This window comes from Pseudomonas sp. LS.1a (assembly GCF_022533585.1).
Classification (GTDB): Bacteria; Pseudomonadota; Gammaproteobacteria; order Pseudomonadales; family Pseudomonadaceae; genus Aquipseudomonas.
This window is the reverse complement of the sequence record NZ_CP092827.1, coordinates 5,515,166-5,536,097: the sequence shown is the minus strand read 5'-3', so window position 1 is coordinate 5,536,097 and position 20,932 is coordinate 5,515,166. Positions and strand designations below refer to the sequence as shown.

Sequence of the window (20,932 nt, the reverse complement as noted above, 5' to 3'; positions counted from 1 at the left end):
CCCGGCAATCGTGCCACGATAGCAGGCTATCGCCAACGCGTGACACTCAGCCGTTGTGCTGGCCTTGATGCAAGGCAATGTGCCATTCGATGCTATGACACTCGTATGACGGTTTCGATTCGCGGCGTCTTGCACAACTATAGTTACACTCAATCGTCCGCGACTTCCTGTAGGAGACGGGTGCGGCTATGATGGGCAACGTTTTTTATTGCTTACGACCTTGGAGATTTCCATGAGCGACAAAATCAAACACGTCACCGACGCCAGCTTCGAAGCCGACGTACTGCAGGCTCAAGGCCCGGTGCTGGTCGACTACTGGGCTGAATGGTGCGGCCCATGCAAGATGATCGCTCCGGTTCTGGACGACATCGCTGCTACCTACGAGGGCAAACTGACCGTCGCCAAGCTGAACATCGACGAGAACCAGGAAACCCCGGCCAAGCACGGTGTGCGTGGTATCCCGACGCTGATGCTGTTCAAGAACGGCAACGTCGAAGCCACCAAGGTCGGCGCCCTGTCCAAATCGCAGCTGGCCGCGTTCCTCGACGCCCACCTGTGATGTGAAAAAGCCCCGCAGATGCGGGGCTTTTCTTTGTCCGAAGGGCCTGTGGGAGCGGGTTTACCCGCGAATTCGATGCCGAACCCGCTGCCGCCTTCTCGGGTAAACCCGCTCCCACATGGCACGATTTACCCGGTCAAAACCACTAGACGTCGAAAAAAGCAAGTGTTACATTCGGCCTCGCACTGCTTTTCCAGTGCCCTCTACACGCCGTCGCCGAAGCATCCCTAATTCGAATCAGTACGCGATCCTGTCGCCATCTAGCGGCGCGGCCTCATTAAGCCAGAAGCTTAATTCTCCCTTCTTACATGATTACGTCATTCCCCTTATGAACCTGACTGAACTCAAGCAAAAGCCGATTACCGATCTTTTGGAAATGGCCGAACAGATGGGCATCGAAAACATGGCCCGTTCGCGCAAACAGGACGTGATTTTCGCCCTGCTGAAGAAGCACGCGAAAAGCGGCGAAGAGATCTCGGGTGACGGCGTGCTGGAGATTCTCCAGGATGGTTTCGGTTTCCTGCGTTCGGCTGATGCGTCCTACCTGGCCGGCCCTGACGATATCTACGTCTCGCCCAGCCAGATCCGCCGTTTCAACCTGCGTACCGGCGACACCATCGTCGGCAAGATCCGCCCGCCGAAGGAAGGGGAGCGTTACTTCGCCCTGCTGAAGGTCGACACCATCAACTTCGACCGCCCGGAAAACGCGAAGAACAAGATCCTGTTCGAAAACCTGACGCCACTGTTCCCGAACAAGCGCCTGAAGATGGAAGCCGGTAACGGTTCCACCGAAGACCTGACCGGCCGCGTCATCGACCTGTGCGCCCCGATCGGCAAAGGCCAGCGTGGCCTGATCGTTGCCCCGCCGAAAGCGGGCAAGACGATCATGCTGCAGAACATCGCGGCCAACATCACCCGCAACAACCCCGAGTGCCACCTGATCGTCCTGCTGATCGACGAGCGCCCGGAAGAAGTGACCGAAATGCAGCGCACCGTGCGCGGCGAAGTGGTCGCCTCTACCTTCGACGAGCCGCCAACCCGCCACGTGCAGGTTGCCGAGATGGTGATCGAGAAAGCCAAGCGCCTGGTCGAGCACAAGAAGGACGTGGTCATCCTGCTGGACTCCATCACCCGTCTGGCGCGGGCTTACAACACCGTGATCCCGAGCTCCGGCAAGGTACTGACCGGTGGTGTCGATGCCCATGCCCTGGAGAAGCCGAAGCGCTTCTTCGGTGCTGCGCGTAACATCGAGGAAGGCGGTTCGCTGACCATCATCGCCACCGCGCTGGTCGAAACCGGCTCGAAGATGGACGAAGTGATCTACGAAGAGTTCAAGGGCACCGGCAACATGGAGCTGCCGCTGGACCGCCGCATCGCCGAGAAGCGTGTGTTCCCGGCCATCAACATCAACCGTTCCGGTACCCGCCGCGAAGAGCTGCTGACCGCCGACGACGAACTGCAGCGCATGTGGATCCTGCGCAAGCTGCTGCACCCGATGGACGAAATCGCCGCCATCGAGTTCCTGGTCGACAAGCTCAAGCAGACCAAGACCAACGACGAGTTCTTCCTGTCGATGAAGCGCAAGTAAGCGTTTCAGGCCAGGCAGTAATTGGGGCCGCTTTGCGGCCCTTCGCGGGCACGCCCGCTCCCACAGGTTCAGTGAGATCCTTGTGGGAGCGGGCGTGCCCGCGAAGGGGCGCGAAGCGGCCCCAATGCATTTTTGCCCCCAAACAAAGCCCGAACGGCGCTACACTCTGCACCCCCGACCGATACGGCCAACATGAGGCTTCTGCATGCAGTATCGCGACTTGCGCGACTTCATCCGTGGCCTGGAACAGCGCGGCGAACTCAAGCGCATCCAGGTTCCGATCTCCCCCGTCCTGGAAATGACCGAGGTCTGCGACCGCACCCTGCGTGCCAAGGGCCCTGCATTGCTGTTCGAAAAGCCGACCGGCTTCGACATCCCGGTGCTGGGCAACCTGTTCGGCACCCCGGAGCGCGTGGCCATGGGCATGGGCGCCGAGTCGGTCGATGAACTGCGGGAAATCGGCAAGCTGCTGGCCTTCCTCAAGGAACCCGAGCCCCCGAAGGGCTTGAAGGATGCCTGGTCCAAGCTGCCGATCTTCAAGAAAGTCGTGTCGATGGCGCCGAAAGTGGTCAAGGACGCAGTGTGTCAGGAAGTGGTGGTCGAGGGGGACGATGTCGACCTCGGCGCACTGCCGATCCAGCACTGCTGGCCGGGCGACGTGGCGCCGCTGATCACCTGGGGCCTCACCGTCACCCGCGGCCCGAACAAGGACCGCCAGAACCTGGGCATCTACCGCCAGCAGGTGATCGGCCGCAACAAGGTCATCATGCGCTGGCTCAGCCACCGTGGCGGTGCCCTGGACTACCGCGAGTGGTGCGAGAAGAACCCTGGCCAGCCGTTCCCGGTCGCCGTGGCCCTGGGCGCTGACCCGGCCACCATCCTCGGCGCCGTGACCCCGGTGCCGGACACCCTCTCCGAGTACGCCTTCGCCGGCCTGCTGCGCGGCAACCGCACCGAGCTGGTCAAGTGCCGGGGCAGCAACCTGCAGGTACCGGCCACCGCCGAAATCATCCTGGAAGGCGTGATCCACCCGGGCGAAATGGCCCCGGAAGGCCCGTACGGCGACCACACCGGCTACTACAACGAAGTGGACAGCTTCCCGGTGTTCACCGTCGAGCGCATCACCCACCGGCAGAAACCGATCTACCACAGCACCTACACCGGCCGCCCGCCAGATGAGCCGGCAATCCTCGGCGTGGCGCTGAACGAGGTGTTCGTGCCGATCCTGCAGAAGCAGTTCCCGGAAATCGTCGACTTCTACCTGCCGCCGGAAGGCTGCTCCTACCGCATGGCGGTGGTGACCATGAAGAAGCAGTACCCGGGCCACGCCAAGCGCGTGATGTTGGGTGTGTGGTCGTTCCTGCGACAGTTCATGTACACCAAGTTCGTTATTGTCACCGATGACGATATCAATGCCCGCGACTGGAACGATGTGATCTGGGCCATCACCACGCGCATGGACCCCAAGCGTGATACGGTGATGATCGACAACACCCCGATCGACTACCTGGACTTCGCGTCGCCGGTATCCGGGCTGGGGTCGAAGATGGGGCTGGACGCCACGCACAAGTGGCCGGGCGAGACTACACGCGAATGGGGACGGGTCATCGTCAAGGACGAAGCCGTCACCCGCCGTATCGATGAGCTGTGGGATCAGTTGGGAATAGATTGATGCAGGTAACGTTGCAGCCGTCCGGGGCGGTGCTGGCGCTCGAACCCGGGGAACGGATCCTGGATGGAGCGCGGCGGCTGGGCTATGACTGCCCGAACAGCTGCCGCAATGGCAATTGCCATGTCTGCGCCGCGCTGTTGGTCGAAGGCCGGGTACGCCAGGACGGCGAAGTCCGTGACCATGGCGAACTGTTCACCTGCATTGCCGAACCGCTGGAGGACTGCGTGTTGCTCTGGGATGGTGTGCTCGCCCTGGGCGAGCTGCCGGTGCGCAAACTGGCGTGCAGTGTCAGTGAGTGCGTCGAGGTCGGTGGCGACGTCTGGCGTGTGCGTTTGCGCGCGCCAGCCGGCAAACCGCTGCGTTATCACGCCGGGCAATACCTGATGATCGAGCGTGACGGCGGCAAGCAGGCGGCCTTCTCGCTGGCTTCTGCGCCGCATACCGGGCGTGAGCTGGAGCTGCATGTGCTGGCGCGCGAGCCCAGTGCGCTGCAACTGATCGAGCAGCTCAAGCGCGACGGCCTGGCACGCATCGAAATGCCGTTCGGCGACACCCACCTGGCCGAGTTGCCCGACGGGCCGCTGGTGCTGATCGCTGCCGGCACGGGCATGGGCCAGATGCACAGCCTGGTCGAGCATTGCCGGGCCCAGGGCTTCAAGCACCCGGTACACCTGTACTGGGGCGTGCGCCGGCCCGAGGACTTCTACCAGATCGAGCACTGGGAAGAATGGCAGCGCCTGCCCAACCTGTTCCTGCATCAGGTGGTCAGCGACCTGTGCGGCTGGGAAGGCCGATGCGGCATGCTGCATGAGGCGGTCTGCGAGGATATTGCCGACCTCAACAGCGTGCATGTATATGCCAGCGGCTCGCCGAACATGATCTATGCCACTCTCGACGCGTTGGTCGAAGCCGGTATGGATGCGCATCGCATGCGCGCCGATGTGTTTGCCTACGCACCCCGTGGCTAATAACCGAAGTTTGAAAGTATGGGTATAAGGCGGTAATTGTTACCGCCTTGGCTAATAACTTTCACCGTTTTTGAAACAGTACTTTCCGGTCGTCGGCAGCGCGGATGAAACGCTGGCGTGAGGGCTTGAGTATTCCTGCCTTTCTGTCCTATGGTTACTGCAAGCGCCCTTGGTAAATAGGCCTTGGGCCGCATCGTAATCGAATCTCGCTACATCCGTAGTTCACAGGGATAATGGCGGCAGCTTATGTCGGCACTTGAAAGTATGTCCTGGGAAGTTTCATATCCTCCGACACTCGACTTCGGTCAGCAACATACTCGCGAACAGTTGTTCAATTCCATGAAGACAACCATGTCTCGCCATCAGGGTGGGCCGGTGTGGCTGTTCGCCTATGGTTCGTTGATCTGGCGGCCGGAGTGCAACTCCGTGGAGCGCCAACGCGCGCGGGTACATGGTTACCACCGTGGCTTGTACCTGTGGTCGCACGAACACCGCGGCACCCCGGAAACTCCCGGCCTGGTGTTCGGCCTGGACCGTGGTGGCTCCTGCAGTGGTTTTGCCTACCGGCTGGATGAAAGCAGCCTGGACGAGTCGCTGATGGCCCTGTGGCAGCGCGAGATGCCGTACCCGGCGTACCGGCCGCACTGGCTCAGTTGCCGGTTGGGCGATGGCAGCAAGGTGCAGGCCCTGGGCTTCGTGCTGGAGCGGCATTTGCCGTGCTATGCCGGGAACCTGCCGGACACCTTGCTCAGCCAGATCCTGGCCAGTGCCAAGGGGCGCTATGGCACCACGCGCGATTATGTCGAGCAGACCTTGAATGCCCTGCGCAGCCACCAGATGCCCGACCGCAACCTGGAGGCGCGGTTCAGGCGCTGCCATAACCTGCGGGAGGTTTGATTACCTGTGCCGGCCTCTTCGCGGGTGAACCCGCTCCCACAGGTACTGCACATTCCTTGAGGGCGGTGCGGTCCCTGTGGGAGCGGGTTCACCCGCGAAAAGGCCGGAACTGTCTTACCTGGCCAGCACGACCAACTTACCCACAGCCTGCCGCTGCCCCAACTTTTCAATGGCAGCCCCCGCCTCAGCCAGTGGATAAGTCTGCGACACCAGCGGCTTCAACTTGCCTTCGGCATGCCAGGCAAACAGCTGCCGGAAGTTGGCCGCATTGTCCTCCGGCTGACGCTGGGCAAACGCCCCCCAGAATACCCCGAGCACCGCCGCGCCCTTGAGCAACACCAGGTTGGCCGCCAGCTGCGGGATAGTCCCGCTGGCAAAGCCCACCACCAGCAACCGGCCATTCCAGGCCAGCCCGCGCACCGCCTGCTCGAACAGCTCGCCGCCCACCGGGTCGTAGATCACGTCCACCCCCTGGCCACCGGTCAGGCGTTTGATCTCGTCACGCAGGCTGGCCTGGCGGTAGTCGATCAGTTCGTCCGCCCCGGCCGCCTTGGCCACGGCCAGTTTTTCCGCACTGCTGGCGGCCGCGATTACCCGCGCACCCATGGCCTTGCCGATTTCCACCGCTGCCAGGCCGACCCCGCCGGACGCGCCCAGCACCAGCAGGGTCTCGCCCGCCTGCAGCTGGCCGCGCTGGCGCAGGGCGTGCATGGAGGTGCCGTAAGTCATGCCGAACGCCGCAGCAGTGGTGAAGTCCATGCTCGCCGGGATCGGCAGCACGTTGTAGAACGGCACCGCCACTTGCTCGGCAAACGCACCCCAGCCGGTCAGCGCCATGACCCGGTCGCCGACCTTGAACGCGCCGGCCTTTTCCCCGACTGCGGCCACCACACCCGCTGCCTCGCCGCCGGGGGAGAATGGCAATGGTGGCTGGAACTGGTACTTGCCTTCGATGATCAGGGTGTCGGGGAAATTGACCCCGGCGGCCTGGACATCCAGCAGGATCTCGTTTTTCTTTGGCACCGGGCTGGCCACCTCTTCCAGCACCAGGTTTTGCGCCGGGCCCAGGGTTTTGCACAACACAGCTTTCATCGGGGCTATTCCTTTGCGGGTCGTGGCCGATAAGTGTAGGAGGGCCGCCTGCCCGGTCAACGAGCATGGCCTGCCCTGATGTGCAGGCATAAGTGGCGGCACAAGCCCGGGCTTGGGTTTGAGCGGCATGCTGGGTAAGCTGGCGCCAACTGTATTTGAGGAGCGAATTCGTGAAAGCGTGGATCTTGATGGTGCTGGCGCTGCTGCTGCCGGCTGCGGCCATGGCCGAGGAAGCCAAGGAAGGGGCGCCCAAGGTAGCCTACATCAGCCTGAGCCCGCCCTTTGTCGGCAACTATGCCCTCGACGGCAGCCCGCGGCTGCGCGTGTACAAGGCCGACGTGGCCCTGCGCGTGACCGGCGACGAAGCCGCGAAGGCGGTGAAGCACCACGAGCCGCTGATCCGCAACCAGCTGGTGGCGCTGTTCACCCAGCAGTCGGTGGACAGCATGAGCAATGTCGAGGCCAAGGAGCATCTTCGCCAGGAAGCGCTGAAGCAGGTGCAACAGGTGATGGAAGCCGAAGAGGGCAAGCCGATCGTCGAAGACCTGCTGTTCAACAACCTGATCGTGCAGTGACCGGCAAGCCGGCTCTCTCAGGAACAGCGCAATCCGGACTGTGGCGCGATCCCTGTGGGAGCGGCTTTAGCCGCGAAGAATCCAACGCGGTGCATGGCACCGGCTGCGCCGGTGTTCGCGGGTAAACCCGCTCCCACAGGAATCGCGCAATCTTTCAGATTGTGAGCCGGGTATGCGCGGCTCAGGACGCCAGGCTACGGCGAAACCGCGCCAGCGCCACGCTGAAGAACACCAGGCCGATCACGGCCAGCGCCAGGATGTCTGGCCACACCACCGTCCACCCGGCATCACGGAACAGGATTGCGGCGCCAAGGCTGACGAAGTGCGTCGATGGCGATCCCTGCATCACCCATTGCAGCCACTGCGGCATGCTGTCCAGCGGCGTGCTGCCGCCGGACAGCAACAGCATCGGGATGATCACCGGGATCGCCAACAGGCCGAACTGCGGTGTCGAGCGCGCCAGGGTGGCGAGGAAAATGCCCAGCGCGGTACTGGCGAACAGGTACAGTGCGGTCACGGCCAGGAACAGTCCCATCGAACCGGACAGCGGCACGCCCAGCGCGCCCTTGACCACCACCACCAGCGAAATCCAGGTGCAGATCACCACCACCAGCGCGTTACTGGCGATTTTCGCCAGCATGATTTCCAGCGCGGTCAACGGCAGTACCAACAGGTGGTCGAGGGTGCCGTGCTCACGCTCGCGCAGCAGCGCGGTGCCGGTAAGGATGATCGCCAGGATGGTGATGTTGTTGACGATCTGGATCACCGCCAGGAACCAGCCACCCTCCAGGTTGGGGTTGAACAGGGCCTTGGCGTTGATTGCCACCGGGCTCTGCGTGTTGATCCGCTGGCTGTAGTCGAGCAGCTCGCGCTCGAAGATGCGGCCGATGTAGCCGGCACCCATGAATGCCTGGCTCATGGCCGTGGCGTCGACATTGATCTGCAGTTCCGGCGAGCGCCCGGCCAGCAGGTCGCTCTGGAAATTCACCGGCACGTTGATCACGAAGGTGTACTGGCCGCTGTCCATGGCCTGGTCCAGGCGCCCCGGGGCCAGCGGCACGGCGGGCTGGAACTCGGGCGGTTGCAGGGCTTCGCCAAGCTTGCGCGACAGCTGGCTGTGGTCTTCGTCCACTATCGCGACACTGGCGTTGTGCACGCCGATCACCGAGCCGGCTGCGGGCATGTAGATGGCCACGCTGAAGGCATACAGCAGGAACAACAGCAGCACACTGTCATGGCGCAGGCTGGTCAGCTCTTTCAGGCCCAGGCGCAGGGTGTGGTTCAGGCGCGACATCTCAGGCCTCCTGCTTCTTCAGCATGGCCAGGCTCAGGCCGGTGAACACGGCAAAGAAGCTCAGCAGGATCAGGCACTGCGGCCACAGTTCGCGCAGGCCCAGTGCCTTGGTGAAGGTGCCGACCGCGATGTCGAGGAAGTAGCCCGCCGGGAACAGCTGGCCCATCACCGCTGCCGCGCCGTCCAGCGACGAGCGTGGCACGATCAGCCCGGAAAACTGGATGGTCGGCAGGCTGGTGATGATCATGGTGCCCAGGATGGCGGCGATCTGGGTGCGGGTGAAGGCCGAGATCAGCAGGCCCAGGCTGGTGGTCGCCAGCAGGTAGGCGACGCCGCCACAGGCCAGGGCCAGCACGCTGCCCTTGAGCGGCACGGCGAACAGCCAGCGGTTCATCGCCACCAGCAGCGCCAGGTTGACCAGGCTCACGGCCAGGTAGGGCACCTGCTTGCCGAGCAGGAACTCCAGGCGGGTAAGGGGCGTGGCGTAGAAGTTGGTGATGGAACCGAGCTCTTTCTCGCGGACGATGCCGAGCGCGGTGAGCATGGCCGGGATGAAGGCCAGGATCAGTGCCATCACCCCCGGGCCGATGGCGTTCACGCTGACCACATCCTGGTTGTAGCGAAAACGGGTTTCCAGGCGCACCAGGTCCTGGCGCGGCTGCGGCTGCGGGCTGGCCTTGGCCAGTTGCTCGAGGTTGGCCTGGTGCACGGCTTCCACGTAGTTGCGGCTGGTTTCCGCGCGGAACGGCATGCCGCCGTCGAGCCAGGCGGCCACTACCGGTTGGCGCCCGGCGTACAGGTCGCGGCCAAAGCCGGGCGGAATTTCCAGCGCCAGTTTGATTTCCGAGCGCTGCAGGCGCTGATGCATTTCGCGGGTATCGCGGATGGGCGCCTGTTCGGCGAAATAGCGTGAGCCACGGAAGGCTTCGAGGTAGGCCCGGCTTTGCGGGCTCTGGTCCTGGTCGTGCACGGCGAAGGCGAGGTTTTCCACATCCAGGGAAATGCCATAGCCAAAGATCACCATCATGAACATCGCACCCAGCAGGGCGAAGGCCAGGCGCACCTTGTCGCGCAGCAGCTCCTTGCCCTCACGGCTGGCCACGGCCAGCAGGCGACGCAGGCTGAAGCCCTGGCGCAGCGCCGGCGCAGGCGTGGCGGCCTGCTCCAGCACGGCGTTGTCAGTGGCTTGTGGCGCCAGTTCCTGGGCCTGTTCCAGGCAGCGAACGAACGCGTCTTCCAGGGTGTTGCCCTGATACTGGCGCTGCAGGGCATCCGGCGTGTCGCAGGCCAGCACCCGGCCGGCATGCATCAGCGAGATGCGGTCGCAGCGCTGGGCTTCGTTCATGAAGTGAGTGGAGAGGAAAATGGTCACGCCCTGCTCGCGTGACAGCTCCACCAGCAAGCGCCAGAAGTCGTCGCGGGCGGCCGGGTCGACGCCGGAGGTGGGTTCGTCGAGGATCAGCACTTCCGGGCGGTGCAGCACCGCCACCGCCAGTGACAGGCGCTGGCGCAGGCCGAGGGGCAGGGCGCCGGATGGCTGGTCGGCGATGGCGCCCAGGTCGAAGCGCTCGATCAGTTCGTCGATACGCTGGGCGCTCTCGGCCTTGGGCAGGTCGAACAGGCGGGCATGCAGGGTCAGGTTCTGCCGGGTGCTGAGCTCTCCATACAGCGAGAAACTCTGTGACATGAAACCGACCCGCTTGCGCGTGGCCAGGTCGCTGGCATCCACCGGGCGGCCGAGCAGGCTGGCGCTGCCCTCGCTGGCCGGCATCAGGCCGGTGAGCACTTTCATGGTGGTGGTCTTGCCACAGCCGTTGGAGCCGAGGAAGCCGAAGATCTCCCCGCGGCCAATGGCGAAGCTGACCTTGTTCACTGCAGTGAAATCGCCAAAGCGCAGGGTCAGGTCGTGGGCCTCGATGGCGACCGGGCTGTCAGTGGCCGGACGCGGTGGAATGATGAGCGGAGAGTGTTGCGCCTTGCCCGCGCCCTGGTAGTGGGTGAAGGCGTCGTCCAGCTTGCCGCTGGGGGTGACTGCGGCCAGTTCATGGCTGGGGCCTGCGGCCAGCAGGCGGCCGCCATCGAGCATCAGGCAATGCTCGAACTGTTCGGCTTCCTCCATGTAGGCGGTGGCCACCAGCAGGGTCAGTTGCGGGCGCTGCGCGCGCACCTGTTCGACCAGCTCCCAGAAGCGCCGCCGTGACAGCGGGTCGACGCCGGTGGTCGGCTCGTCGAGGATCAGCAGGTCCGGCTCGTGGATCAGTGCGCAGCACAGGCCCAGCTTCTGCTTCATGCCGCCCGACAGCTTGCCCGCCGGGCGTTCTGCAAAGCGCTGCAGGTCGGTGGCCTGCAGCAGGTTGGCCATGCGCTGTTCGCACTCGCGGCGGCCGAGGCCGAACAGGGTGGCGAAAAAGCGGATGTTCTCGCGGATCGACAGCTCCGGATACAGGTTGTTGCCCAGCCCCTGCGGCATGAACGCCACTTTCGGGTACAGTGCCGCGCGATGGCGGCGCTGGCGGATCGAGCCACCCAGCACCTGCAGCTCGCCCTGTTGCAGGCGCTTGACGCCGGCAATCAGCCCTAGCAGGGTCGATTTGCCAGCCCCGTCAGGGCCGATCAGCGCGCAGCGAGTGCCCGCTGGCAGGCTGAAGCCAAGGGGGTGCAGGGCCAGCAGGCCGCCATAGCGATGGCTGATACCTTCGGCCAGCAGTGCCGGGGCGTTCATTGCAGGTTGGCCGGCCAGTCCACCTCAGCCGTGCGGACATAGCCGGCGCCTGGCATGCCCGGCTTGGCCTGCGGCACGGCGCCAGGGTCGGTCAGGCGTAGCTTGACCCGGAATACCAGCTTCTGCCGCTCGTCGCGGGTTTCCACCTGTTTGGGGGTGAACTGGGCCTTGGCCGCGACAAAGGCCACCTTCGCCGGCAGCGCCCGCTCGGGCAGGGCGTCGAGCACGATCCGCGCCTGGTCGCCGACGGTCAGCCGGCCGCTGGTGGAAGCCGGCAGGTAGAGGTTCATGTACTGGTCGCTGGGGTCGATCAGCATCAGTACGCGGCCGCCGGCCCCCAGCACTTCACCGGGTTCGGCCAGGCGCAGCTGGATAATGCCGTCGATCGGTGCGCGCAGGCTGCTGTCGTCTATTTCGCTGGTGAGTTGCGCCACCTGGGCCTCGGCGGCGCCGATGGCGGCCTTGATCGCCGCCAGTTGGGCGCGGGCGGCGACCACGGCGGCGTTGGCCGTGTCGAAGCGCGCCTGCTGTTGGTCGAGCAGCTGCTGGCTGGCGTACTTGCGCTGGAAGATCTCGCGCACGCGCTTGAGCTCCTGGCTGGCCAGCAGCAGTTCGCTCTGGCGCAGCTGCACGCTGGCCTGGGCGGCGGCGTAGTTTTCCCGGGCGCGCAGTACTTCGGCTTCGGCCTGGCTGCGCTGGGCCTGCATGGTGCGGGTGTCGATACGCGCCAGCAGCTGGCCGCGAGTGACCTTGTCACCTTCGTCGACCAGCACCTCGGCCAGGCGCCCGGGGATCTTGCTGGCGATCTGCACTTCGGTGGCTTCGAGGCGGCCGTTGCCCATGCTCAGGCCTTCGGGCAACTGGTCGTGGAGCGACTTCCAGTATCCCAGCCCGCCGGCTGCTGCGAGTAGGGCGATCAGCGCGGTGGCGAAGATCCTGGGGGCGTATCGGTTCATCGGTCTGCATCCTTGCGGTCATGCACACTGCATCATGGCTTGCGGTCATGAGCGACGTGTTGATGCCGGTCAAAGTCCTTATGCGGTGCCTGTGGGAGCGGCCAACTGTGCAAAGACTGACCTTAGCCGCAGTTTCAACGCAAAGCGACAATCACTGCCCATTGCTCTGGCGTCACCGGCATCACCGACAGGCGGCTGCCCTTTTGCACCAGCGGCAATTCGGCCAGGCCGGCCTGCTGCTTCAGCCAGCCCAGCTCCAGCACCCGCGGCAGGGTTTGCACGTGGGCCACATCCACCGCGCTCCACGGGTTCTTGTCGGTCGTGGCCTTGGCATCGTAGTAGTGGCTTTGCGGGTCCAGGGCGGTCGGGTCCGGGTAGGCCGCGCGGGTGATCCTGGCAATGCCGGCGATGCCGGGCTGCGGGCAGCTGGAATGGTAGAAGAAGAACTCGTCGCCAACGCTCATGGCCCGCAGGAAATTGCGCGCCTGGTAGTTGCGCACGCCGTCCCAGCGCGCTTCGCCGAGGCGGCCGAGGGCTTCGATGGAGAGCTCGTCGGGCTCGGATTTCATCAGCCAGTAGGCCATGGGTGCTGCTCCTGAAATGGTTTGAAATAACCTGTTGCACGAAACCGACAGCCGGTTGACGTCAAGGTTTGCGTGCGGACGCAGGTTGTCGGAAAATGCGCCCCGATTAAAGCGCGATGCTCCGGCGATACCCAGAAAATCGCCGAGCCTGAACAGTTTGCCTGGGGGGCAATCTTCGATGAATCAACGTAACAAGCCGGATCTGCTGTGGATCCTGGTGTTCATTTTCGGCCTGGGTGTGGTCACTACCGGTTATGCGCAAGGGTTCTGGGAGCGCAAGCTGGACAACGCCTATCAGATGCCGGTCGACGCCAGCCAGCCGCAACGTTGATGCCCCCGCCGGCGCCGCTCAACGCGGCGCCAGGTACCAGCCCCGGTCCGAGACCGTCCCCTGCAGCGGTACATCCCAACTGGCCTGGGCAAGCCGCTCGACCTTCTGGCATTCATGTGCCAGCCCCAACAGCAACGGCTTTTTCCAGGTCTGCCGACGCGCCTGGTAGGCCAGGCTGCGATCATAGAAACCACCGCCCATTCCCAGGCGCCCGCCCACTTCGTCGAAACCCACCAGCGGTAGCAGGATCAGGTCCAGCGACCAGATCGGGCGCTGGCGCTTGCGCTCGGTGACCGGCTCGGGAATGCGAAAGCGGTTGGGCTTGAGCTTCTCGCCCTGCTCGAAGCGCTGGAACACCATGCGCGTGCGCGGCCAGGCGTGCAGTACCGGCAGGTAGGTGCGCTTGCCGCGGCGCTGGGCTTCGCGCAGCAGCAGGCAAGGGTCGATTTCGCCGTCGTTGGGCAGGTACAGGGCAATGTGCCGGGCGCGGCGGAACAGCGGGTGCTGCGCCAGCTGGCGGTACAGGCCAACGGCGGCCTGGCGTTGCTGGGCAGGGGTGAGGGCGCGGCGGGCATTGCGGAGCAGGCGACGGAGCTGGGGGCGGGTGAGCTGCGCGGTGTCGGTCATGGCACGGGCGATCCCAGGTGCTGGCCAACGTGGTCGGCCAAAACGAATTGCCCGCCACAGGGGCGGGCAAGAGAATTCAGGCTCCCCGACAAGACCGCTATCGGTGTAGCCCTTGAACCCGAAAGTTCAAGGTGGAGATTGCAGGGGGCGTTAAGGCTTTCCGTCGGGCGGACATGCACACCGGCCCCAGCGTGCAACCCCCGTGGTTGTGCGTATCGGCTCAGGGACATAACCGACTGGCGCATCCCCCAGGGAGTGGCGCCAGTATACCAATCTCAGCCGATTTTGGTATCCGTGTCGTCGGACAGTGCCTGGTCGACCCGTTCCAGCAGGTCGCGCACCTGCTCGCGGGTGGTGCCGCCTGCCGGGGCAGCGTTGCGGTCTTCCTGGCGGTGCAGCATTTCGTGGGTGATGTTCAACGCAGCCATGACCGCGATGCGATCGGCGCCGATCACCTTGCCGCTGCTGCGGATCTCGCGCATCTTGCCGTCCAGGTAGCGCGCGGCGCTGACCAGGTTGTTGCGCTCTTCCGGCGGGCAGATGATCGAGTATTCCTTGTCGAGGATCTGCACGGTGACGCTATTGCTTGAACTCATGAGTCTTGCTCCAGGGCCTTGAGGCGTAAAATCATCGACTCGACCTTGCGCTTGGCGATCTCGTTCTTTTCGATGAGGTGGGCGCGCTCTTCGCGCCAGGATTTTTCCTGAGCTACTAGGAGTGCATTTTGCCGTTTTAGTTGCTCGACACGTTCGATCAGCAACTCGAATCGGCTCATCAGTGCCTGCAGGTCGTTCTCTTGCGTGGGTTGCACTCGATTCGCTCCGTCGTTCAGTCACCTGGCGATGATGCCTCTCCCTGGGCGGCGACGGCCAGTGCCGATGGTCTTGGCGCGCCTGCCGGTGCTAGGATACAAGGTCTCCATTCTAGTCATTGCGCCGTCTGGCGCCTAGCTGCCCATGCCCAATACCCAATCGCCCTACATCGCCTTCGCCATGCTGCTGTCCAGCAATGGTCATCCTGTCACCCCGGCCGAACTGCACGGCCTGCTGATCGGCCGCAGCTGCGCCGGTGCCGGCTTCGACGCCGACGGCTGGCTGGCCGATGCCGCCCAGTTGCTGGAAACCGAACCCGGTGACAGCGTGCGCAACGCCCTGGTCGGCCTGCAGGAAATGGTCAAGGGCGAGCTGACCAGCGACGACATGGCGATCGTCCTGCTGCTGCCTTCCGACGACGCCGCCCTGAGCGACCGCGCCACCGCGCTGGGCCAGTGGTGCCAAGGCTTCATTACCGGCTTCGGCCTGAATGCCGGTGGCAAGGACCTGTCCGACGAAGCCAAGGAAGTGCTGCAGGACCTGGTGGCCATTTCCCAGGTTCAGGAAGCCCTCGAAGAGTCCGACGATGGCGAGAGCGACTACATGGAAGTCATGGAATACCTGCGCGTGGCACCCCTGCTGCTGTTCTCCGAGCTGGCCAAGCCGGCCGCCCCCGCGCCCAAGCCATCGCTGCACTGATCAACCGGGGGTAGTCTGCCCATGAGCCACATTCCCAAGGCCGAATATGCCCGTCGGCGCAAGGCGCTGATGGCGCAGATGGTCCCCAACAGCATCGCCATCCTGCCCGCCGCCGCGGTTGCCATCCGCAACCGCGACGTCGAGCACGTGTACCGCCAGGACAGCGACTTCCAGTACCTCAGCGGCTTCCCCGAGCCGGAGGCGGTGATTGCGCTGATCCCGGGGCGCGAGCATGGCGAATACGTGTTGTTCTGCCGTGAGCGCAACCCCGAGCGCGAGCTGTGGGATGGTCTGCGAGCCGGCCAGGAAGGCGCGGTGCGCGATTTTGGCGCTGACGATGCCTTCCCCATCACCGACATCGACGAGATCCTGCCGGGCCTGATTGAAGGCCGCGAGCGGGTCTACAGCGCCATGGGCAGCAACCCCGAGTTCGACCGCCGGCTGATGGACTGGATCAACGTGATCCGCTCCAAGGCGCGCCTGGGGGCCCAGCCGCCGAACGAGTTCGTTGCGCTGGATCATCTGCTGCACGACATGCGCCTGTATAAATCGGCAGCGGAAGTGAAGGTGATGCGCGCTGCCGCAGCTATCTCGGCGCGGGCCCACGTGCGGGCCATGCAGGCCTGCCGGGCCGGGTTGCACGAGTACAGCCTGGAAGCCGAGCTGGACTACGAGTTTCGCAAGGGCGGGGCGAAGATGCCGGCTTACGGCTCGATCGTCGCGGCCGGGCGCAATGGCTGCATCCTGCACTATCAGCAGAACGACGCCCCGCTCAAGGATGGCGACCTGGTGCTGATCGATGCCGGCTGCGAGATCGACTGCTACGCCAGCGACATCACCCGTACCTTCCCGGTCAGCGGGCGGTTTTCCCCCGAGCAGAAGGCCATCTACGAGCTGGTGCTCAAGGCCCAGGCCGCGGCGTTTGCCGAAATCGCCCCCGGCAAGCACTGGAACCACGCCCACGAGGCGACCGTGCGGGTCATCACCGCGGGCCTGGTGGAACTGGGCCTGCTGACCGGCGAGGTGCAGGCGCTGATCGACAGCGAGGCCTATCGAGCCTTCTATATGCACCGCGCCGGGCACTGGCTGGGCATGGATGTGCACGATGTGGGCGAGTACAAGGTGGGCGGCGAGTGGCGGGTGCTTGAACCCGGCATGGCGCTGACCGTCGAGCCAGGCATCTACATAGGCGCCGACAATCAGGCCGTGGCGAAGAAATGGCGCGGCATTGGTGTAAGGATCGAGGACGACGTGGTAGTGACCAGGCAAGGCTGTGAAATCCTGACTTCGGGCGTGCCGCGCACGGTCGCCGAAATTGAGGCGCTGATGCAGGCTGCCCGCAAGGACGCCGCATGAATCGGGTAAACCTGGCGATCATCGGTGGCGGCCTGGTGGGCGCGAGCCTGGCCTTGGCCCTGCAGGCCGGGGCCAAGGCGCGAGGCTGGAAGATTCTGCTGATCGAGCCGTTCGCCCCCGGTGACAGCTTCCAGCCCAGCTACGATGCGCGTTCGTCGGCACTGTCGTTCGGTACCCAGCAGATCTACCAGCAGCTGGGCCTGTGGCAGGCCATCGGCCATCGCGCCGAGCCGATCCGGCAGATTCACGTGTCCGACCGCGGCCGCTTCGGCGCCACCCGCCTGGATGCCCTGGAAGAGGGCGTGCCAGCGCTTGGCTACGTGGTGGAAAACGCCTGGCTGGGCCAATGCCTGTGGCAAGGGCTGGACAGCGAGGTGGTGAGCTGGCGCTGCCCGGCGGAAGTGACCGCGATGCAGGCCATCGAAGGCGGCTACCGCCTGCAACTGAACGACGACACCCAGCTGGAATGCGACCTGGCGGTACTGGCCGACGGTGGCCGCTCCGGCCTGCGCGAACAACTCGGCATCCACGTGCGCCACACGCCTTACCAGCAGAGCGCGTTGATCGCCAATATCACCCCGGGCGAGGCCCACGGCGGCCAGGCCTTCGAGCGGTTCACCGAAGACGGCCCCATGGCCCTGCTACCGCTGCCGGATAACCGCTGCGCGCTGGTCTGGACCCGTCAGGGTATGGACGCGCGGCGTCTGGCCGACATCGACGAGCGCAATTTCCTGCGCGAGCTGCAGGGCGTGTTCGGCTATCGCCTGGGCGCCTTGCGCCAGGTGGGCGCAAGGCACCTTTACCCACTGTCGCTGATCGAGGCCCAGGAGCAGGTGCGGCCGCACCTGGTGGTGCTGGGCAACGCTGCGCACAGCCTGCACCCCATTGCCGGCCAAGGTTTCAACCTGTCGCTGCGTGACGTGCAGGCGCTGGCCGAGGCGTTGCTGGCCGGCCCGCAGCAGCCGGGCGACCTGACCACATTGCAGGCCTACCACCAGCGCCAGCGCCTGGACCAGGCGATGACCATCGGTTTTTCCGACCAGGTCACCCGCCTGTTCGGCAGTAGCCAGCCGTTGCTGGCTGCCGGGCGCAACCTTGGTCTGCTTGGGCTCGACCTGCTGCCACCGGCGAAAAGCTGGTTCGCCCGCCAGGCCATGGGCCTGGGCACCCGCCCCGATCCGCGAGGTCAGTCATGAGTGACGACGCGCGCAGGCTGGCGCGCCGGGCGCGCCTGTTGCGCTGGCGGCTGAACCTGTTCCCGCCGCACCTCGGCGCTGGTATCCACGTGCAGCACATCAGCCCGGACCTGCGCAGCGTCAAGGTGGCGATGAAGCTGACCCGCTGGAACCGCAATTATGTCGGCACCCAGTGCGGCGGCAGCCTGTACGGGATGGTCGACCCGTTCTACATGCTGCTGTTGATCGAGCAGCTGGGGCGTGACTACATCGTCTGGGACAAGGCCGCCAGCATCGATTTCATTTCGCCGGGCAAAGGCCCGGTGTATGCCGAACTCCACGTCGATGACGCGCTGCTGGACGAAATCCGCCAGCAGACCGCCACCGGCAAGAAGTGCCTGCCGCGTTTGCAGGTCGATATCCGCGACGGTGCCGGCGAGCTGGTGGCGCGGGTCGATAAAACCCTATATGTGCGGCTCAAGCCGCAAGCGAGGCTGGCGTAAGGCATGGAAATGCGCGCAGATCTGTTGATTGTCGGTGCCGGTATGGTCGGCAGCGCCCTGGCCCTGGCATTACGCCACAGTGGCTTGCAAATCCTCTTGCTCGACGGTGGCCCGCTGACGGTCAAGCCGTTCGATGCCCAGGCCCCGTTCGAGCCGCGCGTCAGCGCGCTGTCGGCAGCCAGCCAGCGCATCCTCGAGCGCCTTGGCGCCTGGGACGGTATTGCCCAGCGGCGTGCCACGCCCTACTCGGACATGCATGTGTGGGATGGCAGCGGCACCGGGCAGATTCACTTCTCGGCCGCCAGCGTGCATGCCCAGGTGCTCGGCCATATCGTCGAGAACCGGGTGGTGCAGGATGGCCTGCTGGAGCGCCTGCATGACAGCGACATCGGCCTGTTGCCCAACGCGCGGCTCGAACAGCTGCGCCGCTCCGGCGACGAGTGGCTGCTGACCCTCGCCGATGGCCGCCAGCTGCGTGCGCCGCTGGTGATCGCGGCCGACGGTGCCAACTCGGCAGTGCGGCGCCTGGCCGGCTGTGAAACCCGCGAGTGGGATTACCTGCACCACGCCATCGTCACCAGCGTGCGTTGCAGCGCGGGGCACCAGGCCACGGCCTGGCAGCGCTTCACCGATGACGGGCCGTTGGCGTTCCTGCCGTTGACCCGCGATGGCCAGCAAGACTGGTGCTCGATCGTGTGGTCGACCACCCCGGAGCATGCAGAACAGTTGATGGCGCTGGATGAAGCGGCCTTCCTGAAGGCCCTGGAGCGGGCTTTCGAGGGGCGCCTGGGGGATGTGCTGCAGGCCGACCCGCGGGTGTGCGTGCCGCTGCGCCAGCGCCACGCCAAGCGCTATGTGGATGAAGGCCTGGCATTGATTGGCGATGCTGCGCACACCATTCACCCGCTGGCCGGGCAGGGCGTCAACCTGGGCTTCCTCGATGCGGCGGTGCTGGCCGAAGTGCTGGTCAACGCCTGCGAGCGTGGCGAGCGGCTGGCGGATGTGAAGGTGCTGAGCCGTTACGAGCGGCGGCGCATGCCGCACAACCTGGCGCTGATGGCGGCGATGGAAGGGTTCGAGCGGTTGTTCCAGGCCAACCCGTTGCCGTTGCGCTGGTTGCGTAACAGCGGGTTGAAGCTGGTGGAGCAGATGCCGGAGGCCAAGGCGCTGTTCGTGCGGCAGGCGCTGGGTTTGAGCGGTGACCTGCCGGATCTGGCCAAGGCTTGATATTGCTGGGGCTGCTTTGCAGCCCTGTCGCGACACAAGGCCGCTCCCACAGGAGGATGCAATCTCTTGTGGGAGCGGCCTTGTGTCGCGACAGGGCTGCGAAGCAGCCCCCTCTGCAACATCCGGTAACGCCTATGTAGATGAGTCGGAAAATGGGATTCACTACCATTTGCGCCTCTCATACGATCCGAGGAGTGCTTTCCATGTTGCCACGCAAGCCCCTACTGGCCGCCCTGGCCCTGACCCTGTTCGGCGGCACCGCCCAGGCAGCGGACGAAGTGGTGGTGTACTCCTCGCGCATCGACGAGCTGATCAAGCCGGTGTTCGATGCCTATACCGCCAAGACCGGGGTCAAGATCAAGTTCATCACCGACAAGGAAGCCCCGCTGATGCAGCGCATCAAGGCCGAGGGCGACAACGGTGTGGCCGACCTGCTGCTGACCGTCGATGCCGGCAACCTGTGGCAGGCCGAGCAAATGGGCATCCTGCAGCCGATCAAGTCCGACATCATCGACCAGAACATCCCGCCGCAGTACCGTGCCTCGTCCCACGACTGGACCGGTCTGAGCCTGCGCGCCCGCACCATCATCTACTCCACCGAACGGGTCAAGCCGCAAGAGCTGAGCACCTACGAAGCCCTGGCTGACAAGCAGTGGGAAGGCCGCCTGTGCCTGCGCACGGCGAAGAAGGTGTACAACCAGTCGCTGACCGCCACCCTGATCGAGACCCACGGCGAGGCGAAGACCGAGCAGATCGTCAAAGGCTGGGTCAACAACCTGTCCACCGACGTATTCTCCGACGACAACGCGGTGATCCAGGCCATCGAAGCCGGCCAGTGCGACGTGGGCGTGGTCAACACTTACTACTACGGCCGCCTGCACAACCAGAACCCGAAACTGCCGGTGAAGATCTTCTGGCCCAACCAGGGTGACCGCGGCGTGCACGTGAACCTGTCGGGCATCGGCCTGACCAAGCATGCGCCACACCCGGAGGCGGCGAAAAAGCTGGTGGAGTGGATGACAGGCGAGGAAGCACAGAAGCTGTTCGCCGACATCAACCAGGAGTTCCCGGCCAACCCGAAGGTCAAGCCATCGGACGAAGTCGCGGCGTGGGGCAGCTTCAAGGCTGACAGCATTCCGGTGGAAATTGCCGGCAAGCGCCAGGCTGAAGCGATTCGCTTGATGGATCGGGCTGGCTGGAACTAAGCGCCAGGCTTTATCCTTCCGGGGCCTGCAAGGGCCCTTTCGCGGGTAAACCCGCTCCCACAGGACCGGCGCAAGGCTCAAAGCTTGCGC

21 protein-coding genes and 1 other RNA gene are annotated in these 20,932 nt (G+C 64.7%); 13 read left to right on the top strand and 9 right to left on the bottom strand.

What is annotated here, in order from left to right; all coding sequences use genetic code 11:
- Positions 1–232 precede the first annotated feature (232 nt).
- From trxA to MKK04_RS25470, 5 genes are all read left to right on the top strand, one after another.
- Positions 233–559: a thioredoxin TrxA gene (gene trxA / locus MKK04_RS25490; RefSeq protein WP_012274768.1), complete on the top strand. Its 327-nt coding sequence runs from the start codon at positions 233–235 to the stop codon at positions 557–559.
- 328 nt (positions 560–887) lie between these two features.
- Complete coding sequence (gene rho, locus MKK04_RS25485; RefSeq protein ID WP_003253661.1) at positions 888–2,147, top strand: transcription termination factor Rho; 1,260 nt, start codon at positions 888–890, stop codon at positions 2,145–2,147.
- A 205-nt stretch (positions 2,148–2,352) separates the two neighbouring features.
- Complete coding sequence (gene ubiD / locus MKK04_RS25480; RefSeq protein ID WP_025341062.1) at positions 2,353–3,819, top strand: 4-hydroxy-3-polyprenylbenzoate decarboxylase; 1,467 nt, start codon at positions 2,353–2,355, stop codon at positions 3,817–3,819.
- Positions 3,819–4,787, top strand: a complete 969-nt coding sequence (locus tag MKK04_RS25475; protein ID WP_063912174.1) for a CDP-6-deoxy-delta-3,4-glucoseen reductase — start codon at positions 3,819–3,821, stop codon at positions 4,785–4,787. The genes ubiD and MKK04_RS25475 overlap by 1 nt, the downstream gene beginning before the upstream one ends.
- Before the next feature lie 246 nt (positions 4,788–5,033).
- A complete protein-coding gene (locus MKK04_RS25470) occupies positions 5,034–5,684 on the top strand; it encodes a gamma-glutamylcyclotransferase (protein ID WP_025341060.1) in 651 nt (216 codons plus the stop codon).
- 114 nt (positions 5,685–5,798) lie between these two features.
- On the opposite strand, the gene MKK04_RS25465 is transcribed toward MKK04_RS25470, so the two are convergent.
- Positions 5,799–6,776: an NADPH:quinone oxidoreductase family protein gene (locus tag MKK04_RS25465; protein ID WP_207837599.1), complete on the bottom strand. Its 978-nt coding sequence runs from the start codon at positions 6,774–6,776 to the stop codon at positions 5,799–5,801.
- 170 nt (positions 6,777–6,946) lie between these two features.
- Here MKK04_RS25465 and MKK04_RS25460 point away from each other — a divergent pair, with 170 nt between their 5' ends.
- On the top strand, positions 6,947–7,351 hold the full coding sequence (locus tag MKK04_RS25460) for a flagellar basal body-associated protein FliL (protein WP_025341058.1): 405 nt from the start codon (positions 6,947–6,949) through the stop codon (positions 7,349–7,351).
- Between the two features lie 181 nt (positions 7,352–7,532).
- Here the strand turns inward: MKK04_RS25460 and MKK04_RS25455 are convergent, their stop codons facing one another.
- The 4 genes from MKK04_RS25455 to MKK04_RS25440 all read right to left on the bottom strand — a co-directional run bounded on the left by MKK04_RS25455 (position 7,533) and on the right by MKK04_RS25440 (position 12,907).
- Entirely contained in the window at positions 7,533–8,645 is a 1,113-nt protein-coding gene (locus MKK04_RS25455) for an ABC transporter permease (RefSeq protein WP_207837602.1), read from the bottom strand.
- Position 8,646: 1 nt separating this feature from the next.
- A complete protein-coding gene (gene rbbA, locus MKK04_RS25450; RefSeq protein ID WP_241106083.1) occupies positions 8,647–11,367 on the bottom strand; it encodes a ribosome-associated ATPase/putative transporter RbbA in 2,721 nt (906 codons plus the stop codon).
- Complete coding sequence (locus MKK04_RS25445) at positions 11,364–12,323, bottom strand: HlyD family secretion protein (RefSeq protein WP_207837607.1); 960 nt, start codon at positions 12,321–12,323, stop codon at positions 11,364–11,366. Before MKK04_RS25445 ends, rbbA begins: the two co-directional genes overlap by 4 nt.
- Positions 12,324–12,457: 134 nt before the next feature.
- Positions 12,458–12,907, bottom strand: coding sequence for an EVE domain-containing protein (locus tag MKK04_RS25440; protein ID WP_063912169.1), 450 nt, complete (start codon positions 12,905–12,907; stop codon positions 12,458–12,460).
- Between the two features lie 178 nt (positions 12,908–13,085).
- On the opposite strand from MKK04_RS25440, the gene MKK04_RS25435 reads away from it, so the two are divergent.
- Positions 13,086–13,238 (top strand): hypothetical protein, encoded by a 153-nt coding sequence (locus MKK04_RS25435; RefSeq protein ID WP_207837609.1) that lies wholly within the window; start codon positions 13,086–13,088, stop codon positions 13,236–13,238.
- Between the two features lie 18 nt (positions 13,239–13,256).
- On the opposite strand, the gene MKK04_RS25430 is transcribed toward MKK04_RS25435, so the two are convergent.
- The 4 genes from MKK04_RS25430 to MKK04_RS25415 all read right to left on the bottom strand — a co-directional run bounded on the left by MKK04_RS25430 (position 13,257) and on the right by MKK04_RS25415 (position 14,640).
- Complete coding sequence (locus MKK04_RS25430) at positions 13,257–13,865, bottom strand: 5-formyltetrahydrofolate cyclo-ligase (protein ID WP_233694033.1); 609 nt, start codon at positions 13,863–13,865, stop codon at positions 13,257–13,259.
- Positions 13,866–13,943: 78 nt separating this feature from the next.
- Positions 13,944–14,123, bottom strand: a non-coding RNA gene (gene ssrS, locus MKK04_RS25425) — 6S RNA.
- A gap of 17 nt (positions 14,124–14,140) precedes the next feature.
- Entirely contained in the window at positions 14,141–14,461 is a 321-nt protein-coding gene (locus MKK04_RS25420; protein WP_207837612.1) for a cell division protein ZapA, read from the bottom strand.
- The gene (locus MKK04_RS25415) at positions 14,458–14,640 is read right to left on the bottom strand and encodes a TIGR02449 family protein (RefSeq protein WP_029886233.1); all 183 of its coding nucleotides are present in this window, start codon (positions 14,638–14,640) and stop codon (positions 14,458–14,460) included. Before MKK04_RS25415 ends, MKK04_RS25420 begins: the two co-directional genes overlap by 4 nt.
- Before the next feature lie 181 nt (positions 14,641–14,821).
- Between MKK04_RS25415 and MKK04_RS25410 the strand changes: the two genes are divergently transcribed.
- From MKK04_RS25410 to MKK04_RS25385, 6 genes are all read left to right on the top strand, one after another.
- Entirely contained in the window at positions 14,822–15,376 is a 555-nt protein-coding gene (locus tag MKK04_RS25410) for a YecA/YgfB family protein (protein ID WP_063912167.1), read from the top strand.
- A 21-nt stretch (positions 15,377–15,397) separates the two neighbouring features.
- The gene (gene pepP / locus MKK04_RS25405) at positions 15,398–16,732 is read left to right on the top strand and encodes a Xaa-Pro aminopeptidase (RefSeq protein ID WP_207837614.1); all 1,335 of its coding nucleotides are present in this window, start codon (positions 15,398–15,400) and stop codon (positions 16,730–16,732) included.
- Complete coding sequence (ubiH, locus tag MKK04_RS25400; protein ID WP_207837616.1) at positions 16,729–17,928, top strand: 2-octaprenyl-6-methoxyphenyl hydroxylase; 1,200 nt, start codon at positions 16,729–16,731, stop codon at positions 17,926–17,928. Before pepP ends, ubiH begins: the two co-directional genes overlap by 4 nt.
- Complete coding sequence (locus tag MKK04_RS25395; protein ID WP_207837620.1) at positions 17,925–18,410, top strand: DUF4442 domain-containing protein; 486 nt, start codon at positions 17,925–17,927, stop codon at positions 18,408–18,410. Before ubiH ends, MKK04_RS25395 begins: the two co-directional genes overlap by 4 nt.
- Positions 18,411–18,419: 9 nt before the next feature.
- Entirely contained in the window at positions 18,420–19,637 is a 1,218-nt protein-coding gene (locus MKK04_RS25390) for a 2-octaprenyl-3-methyl-6-methoxy-1,4-benzoquinol hydroxylase (protein WP_207837622.1), read from the top strand.
- Positions 19,638–19,840: 203 nt separating this feature from the next.
- Positions 19,841–20,842: an extracellular solute-binding protein gene (locus MKK04_RS25385; RefSeq protein WP_063912162.1), complete on the top strand. Its 1,002-nt coding sequence runs from the start codon at positions 19,841–19,843 to the stop codon at positions 20,840–20,842.
- The last annotated feature ends 90 nt before the right edge of the window (positions 20,843–20,932 follow it).

Coding starts and splice junctions, on each gene's coding strand:
- MKK04_RS25390 (WP_207837622.1), top strand. CDS start 18,420: ATGCGCGCAGATCTGTTGATTGTCGGTGCCGGTATGGTCGGCAGCGCC.
- ubiH (WP_207837616.1), top strand. CDS start 16,729: ATGAATCGGGTAAACCTGGCGATCATCGGTGGCGGCCTGGTGGGCGCG.
- MKK04_RS25430 (WP_233694033.1), bottom strand. CDS start 13,865: ATGACCGACACCGCGCAGCTCACCCGCCCCCAGCTCCGTCGCCTGCTC.
- rho (WP_003253661.1), top strand. CDS start 888: ATGAACCTGACTGAACTCAAGCAAAAGCCGATTACCGATCTTTTGGAA.
- ubiD (WP_025341062.1), top strand. CDS start 2,353: ATGCAGTATCGCGACTTGCGCGACTTCATCCGTGGCCTGGAACAGCGC.
- MKK04_RS25395 (WP_207837620.1), top strand. CDS start 17,925: ATGAGTGACGACGCGCGCAGGCTGGCGCGCCGGGCGCGCCTGTTGCGC.
- MKK04_RS25475 (WP_063912174.1), top strand. CDS start 3,819: ATGCAGGTAACGTTGCAGCCGTCCGGGGCGGTGCTGGCGCTCGAACCC.
- MKK04_RS25435 (WP_207837609.1), top strand. CDS start 13,086: ATGAATCAACGTAACAAGCCGGATCTGCTGTGGATCCTGGTGTTCATT.
- rbbA (WP_241106083.1), bottom strand. CDS start 11,367: ATGAACGCCCCGGCACTGCTGGCCGAAGGTATCAGCCATCGCTATGGC.
- MKK04_RS25445 (WP_207837607.1), bottom strand. CDS start 12,323: ATGAACCGATACGCCCCCAGGATCTTCGCCACCGCGCTGATCGCCCTA.
- trxA (WP_012274768.1), top strand. CDS start 233: ATGAGCGACAAAATCAAACACGTCACCGACGCCAGCTTCGAAGCCGAC.
- MKK04_RS25470 (WP_025341060.1), top strand. CDS start 5,034: ATGTCGGCACTTGAAAGTATGTCCTGGGAAGTTTCATATCCTCCGACA.
- MKK04_RS25415 (WP_029886233.1), bottom strand. CDS start 14,640: ATGAGCCGATTCGAGTTGCTGATCGAACGTGTCGAGCAACTAAAACGG.
- MKK04_RS25440 (WP_063912169.1), bottom strand. CDS start 12,907: ATGGCCTACTGGCTGATGAAATCCGAGCCCGACGAGCTCTCCATCGAA.
- MKK04_RS25455 (WP_207837602.1), bottom strand. CDS start 8,645: ATGTCGCGCCTGAACCACACCCTGCGCCTGGGCCTGAAAGAGCTGACC.
- MKK04_RS25420 (WP_207837612.1), bottom strand. CDS start 14,461: ATGAGTTCAAGCAATAGCGTCACCGTGCAGATCCTCGACAAGGAATAC.
- MKK04_RS25410 (WP_063912167.1), top strand. CDS start 14,822: ATGCCCAATACCCAATCGCCCTACATCGCCTTCGCCATGCTGCTGTCC.
- MKK04_RS25385 (WP_063912162.1), top strand. CDS start 19,841: ATGTTGCCACGCAAGCCCCTACTGGCCGCCCTGGCCCTGACCCTGTTC.
- MKK04_RS25465 (WP_207837599.1), bottom strand. CDS start 6,776: ATGAAAGCTGTGTTGTGCAAAACCCTGGGCCCGGCGCAAAACCTGGTG.
- pepP (WP_207837614.1), top strand. CDS start 15,398: ATGAGCCACATTCCCAAGGCCGAATATGCCCGTCGGCGCAAGGCGCTG.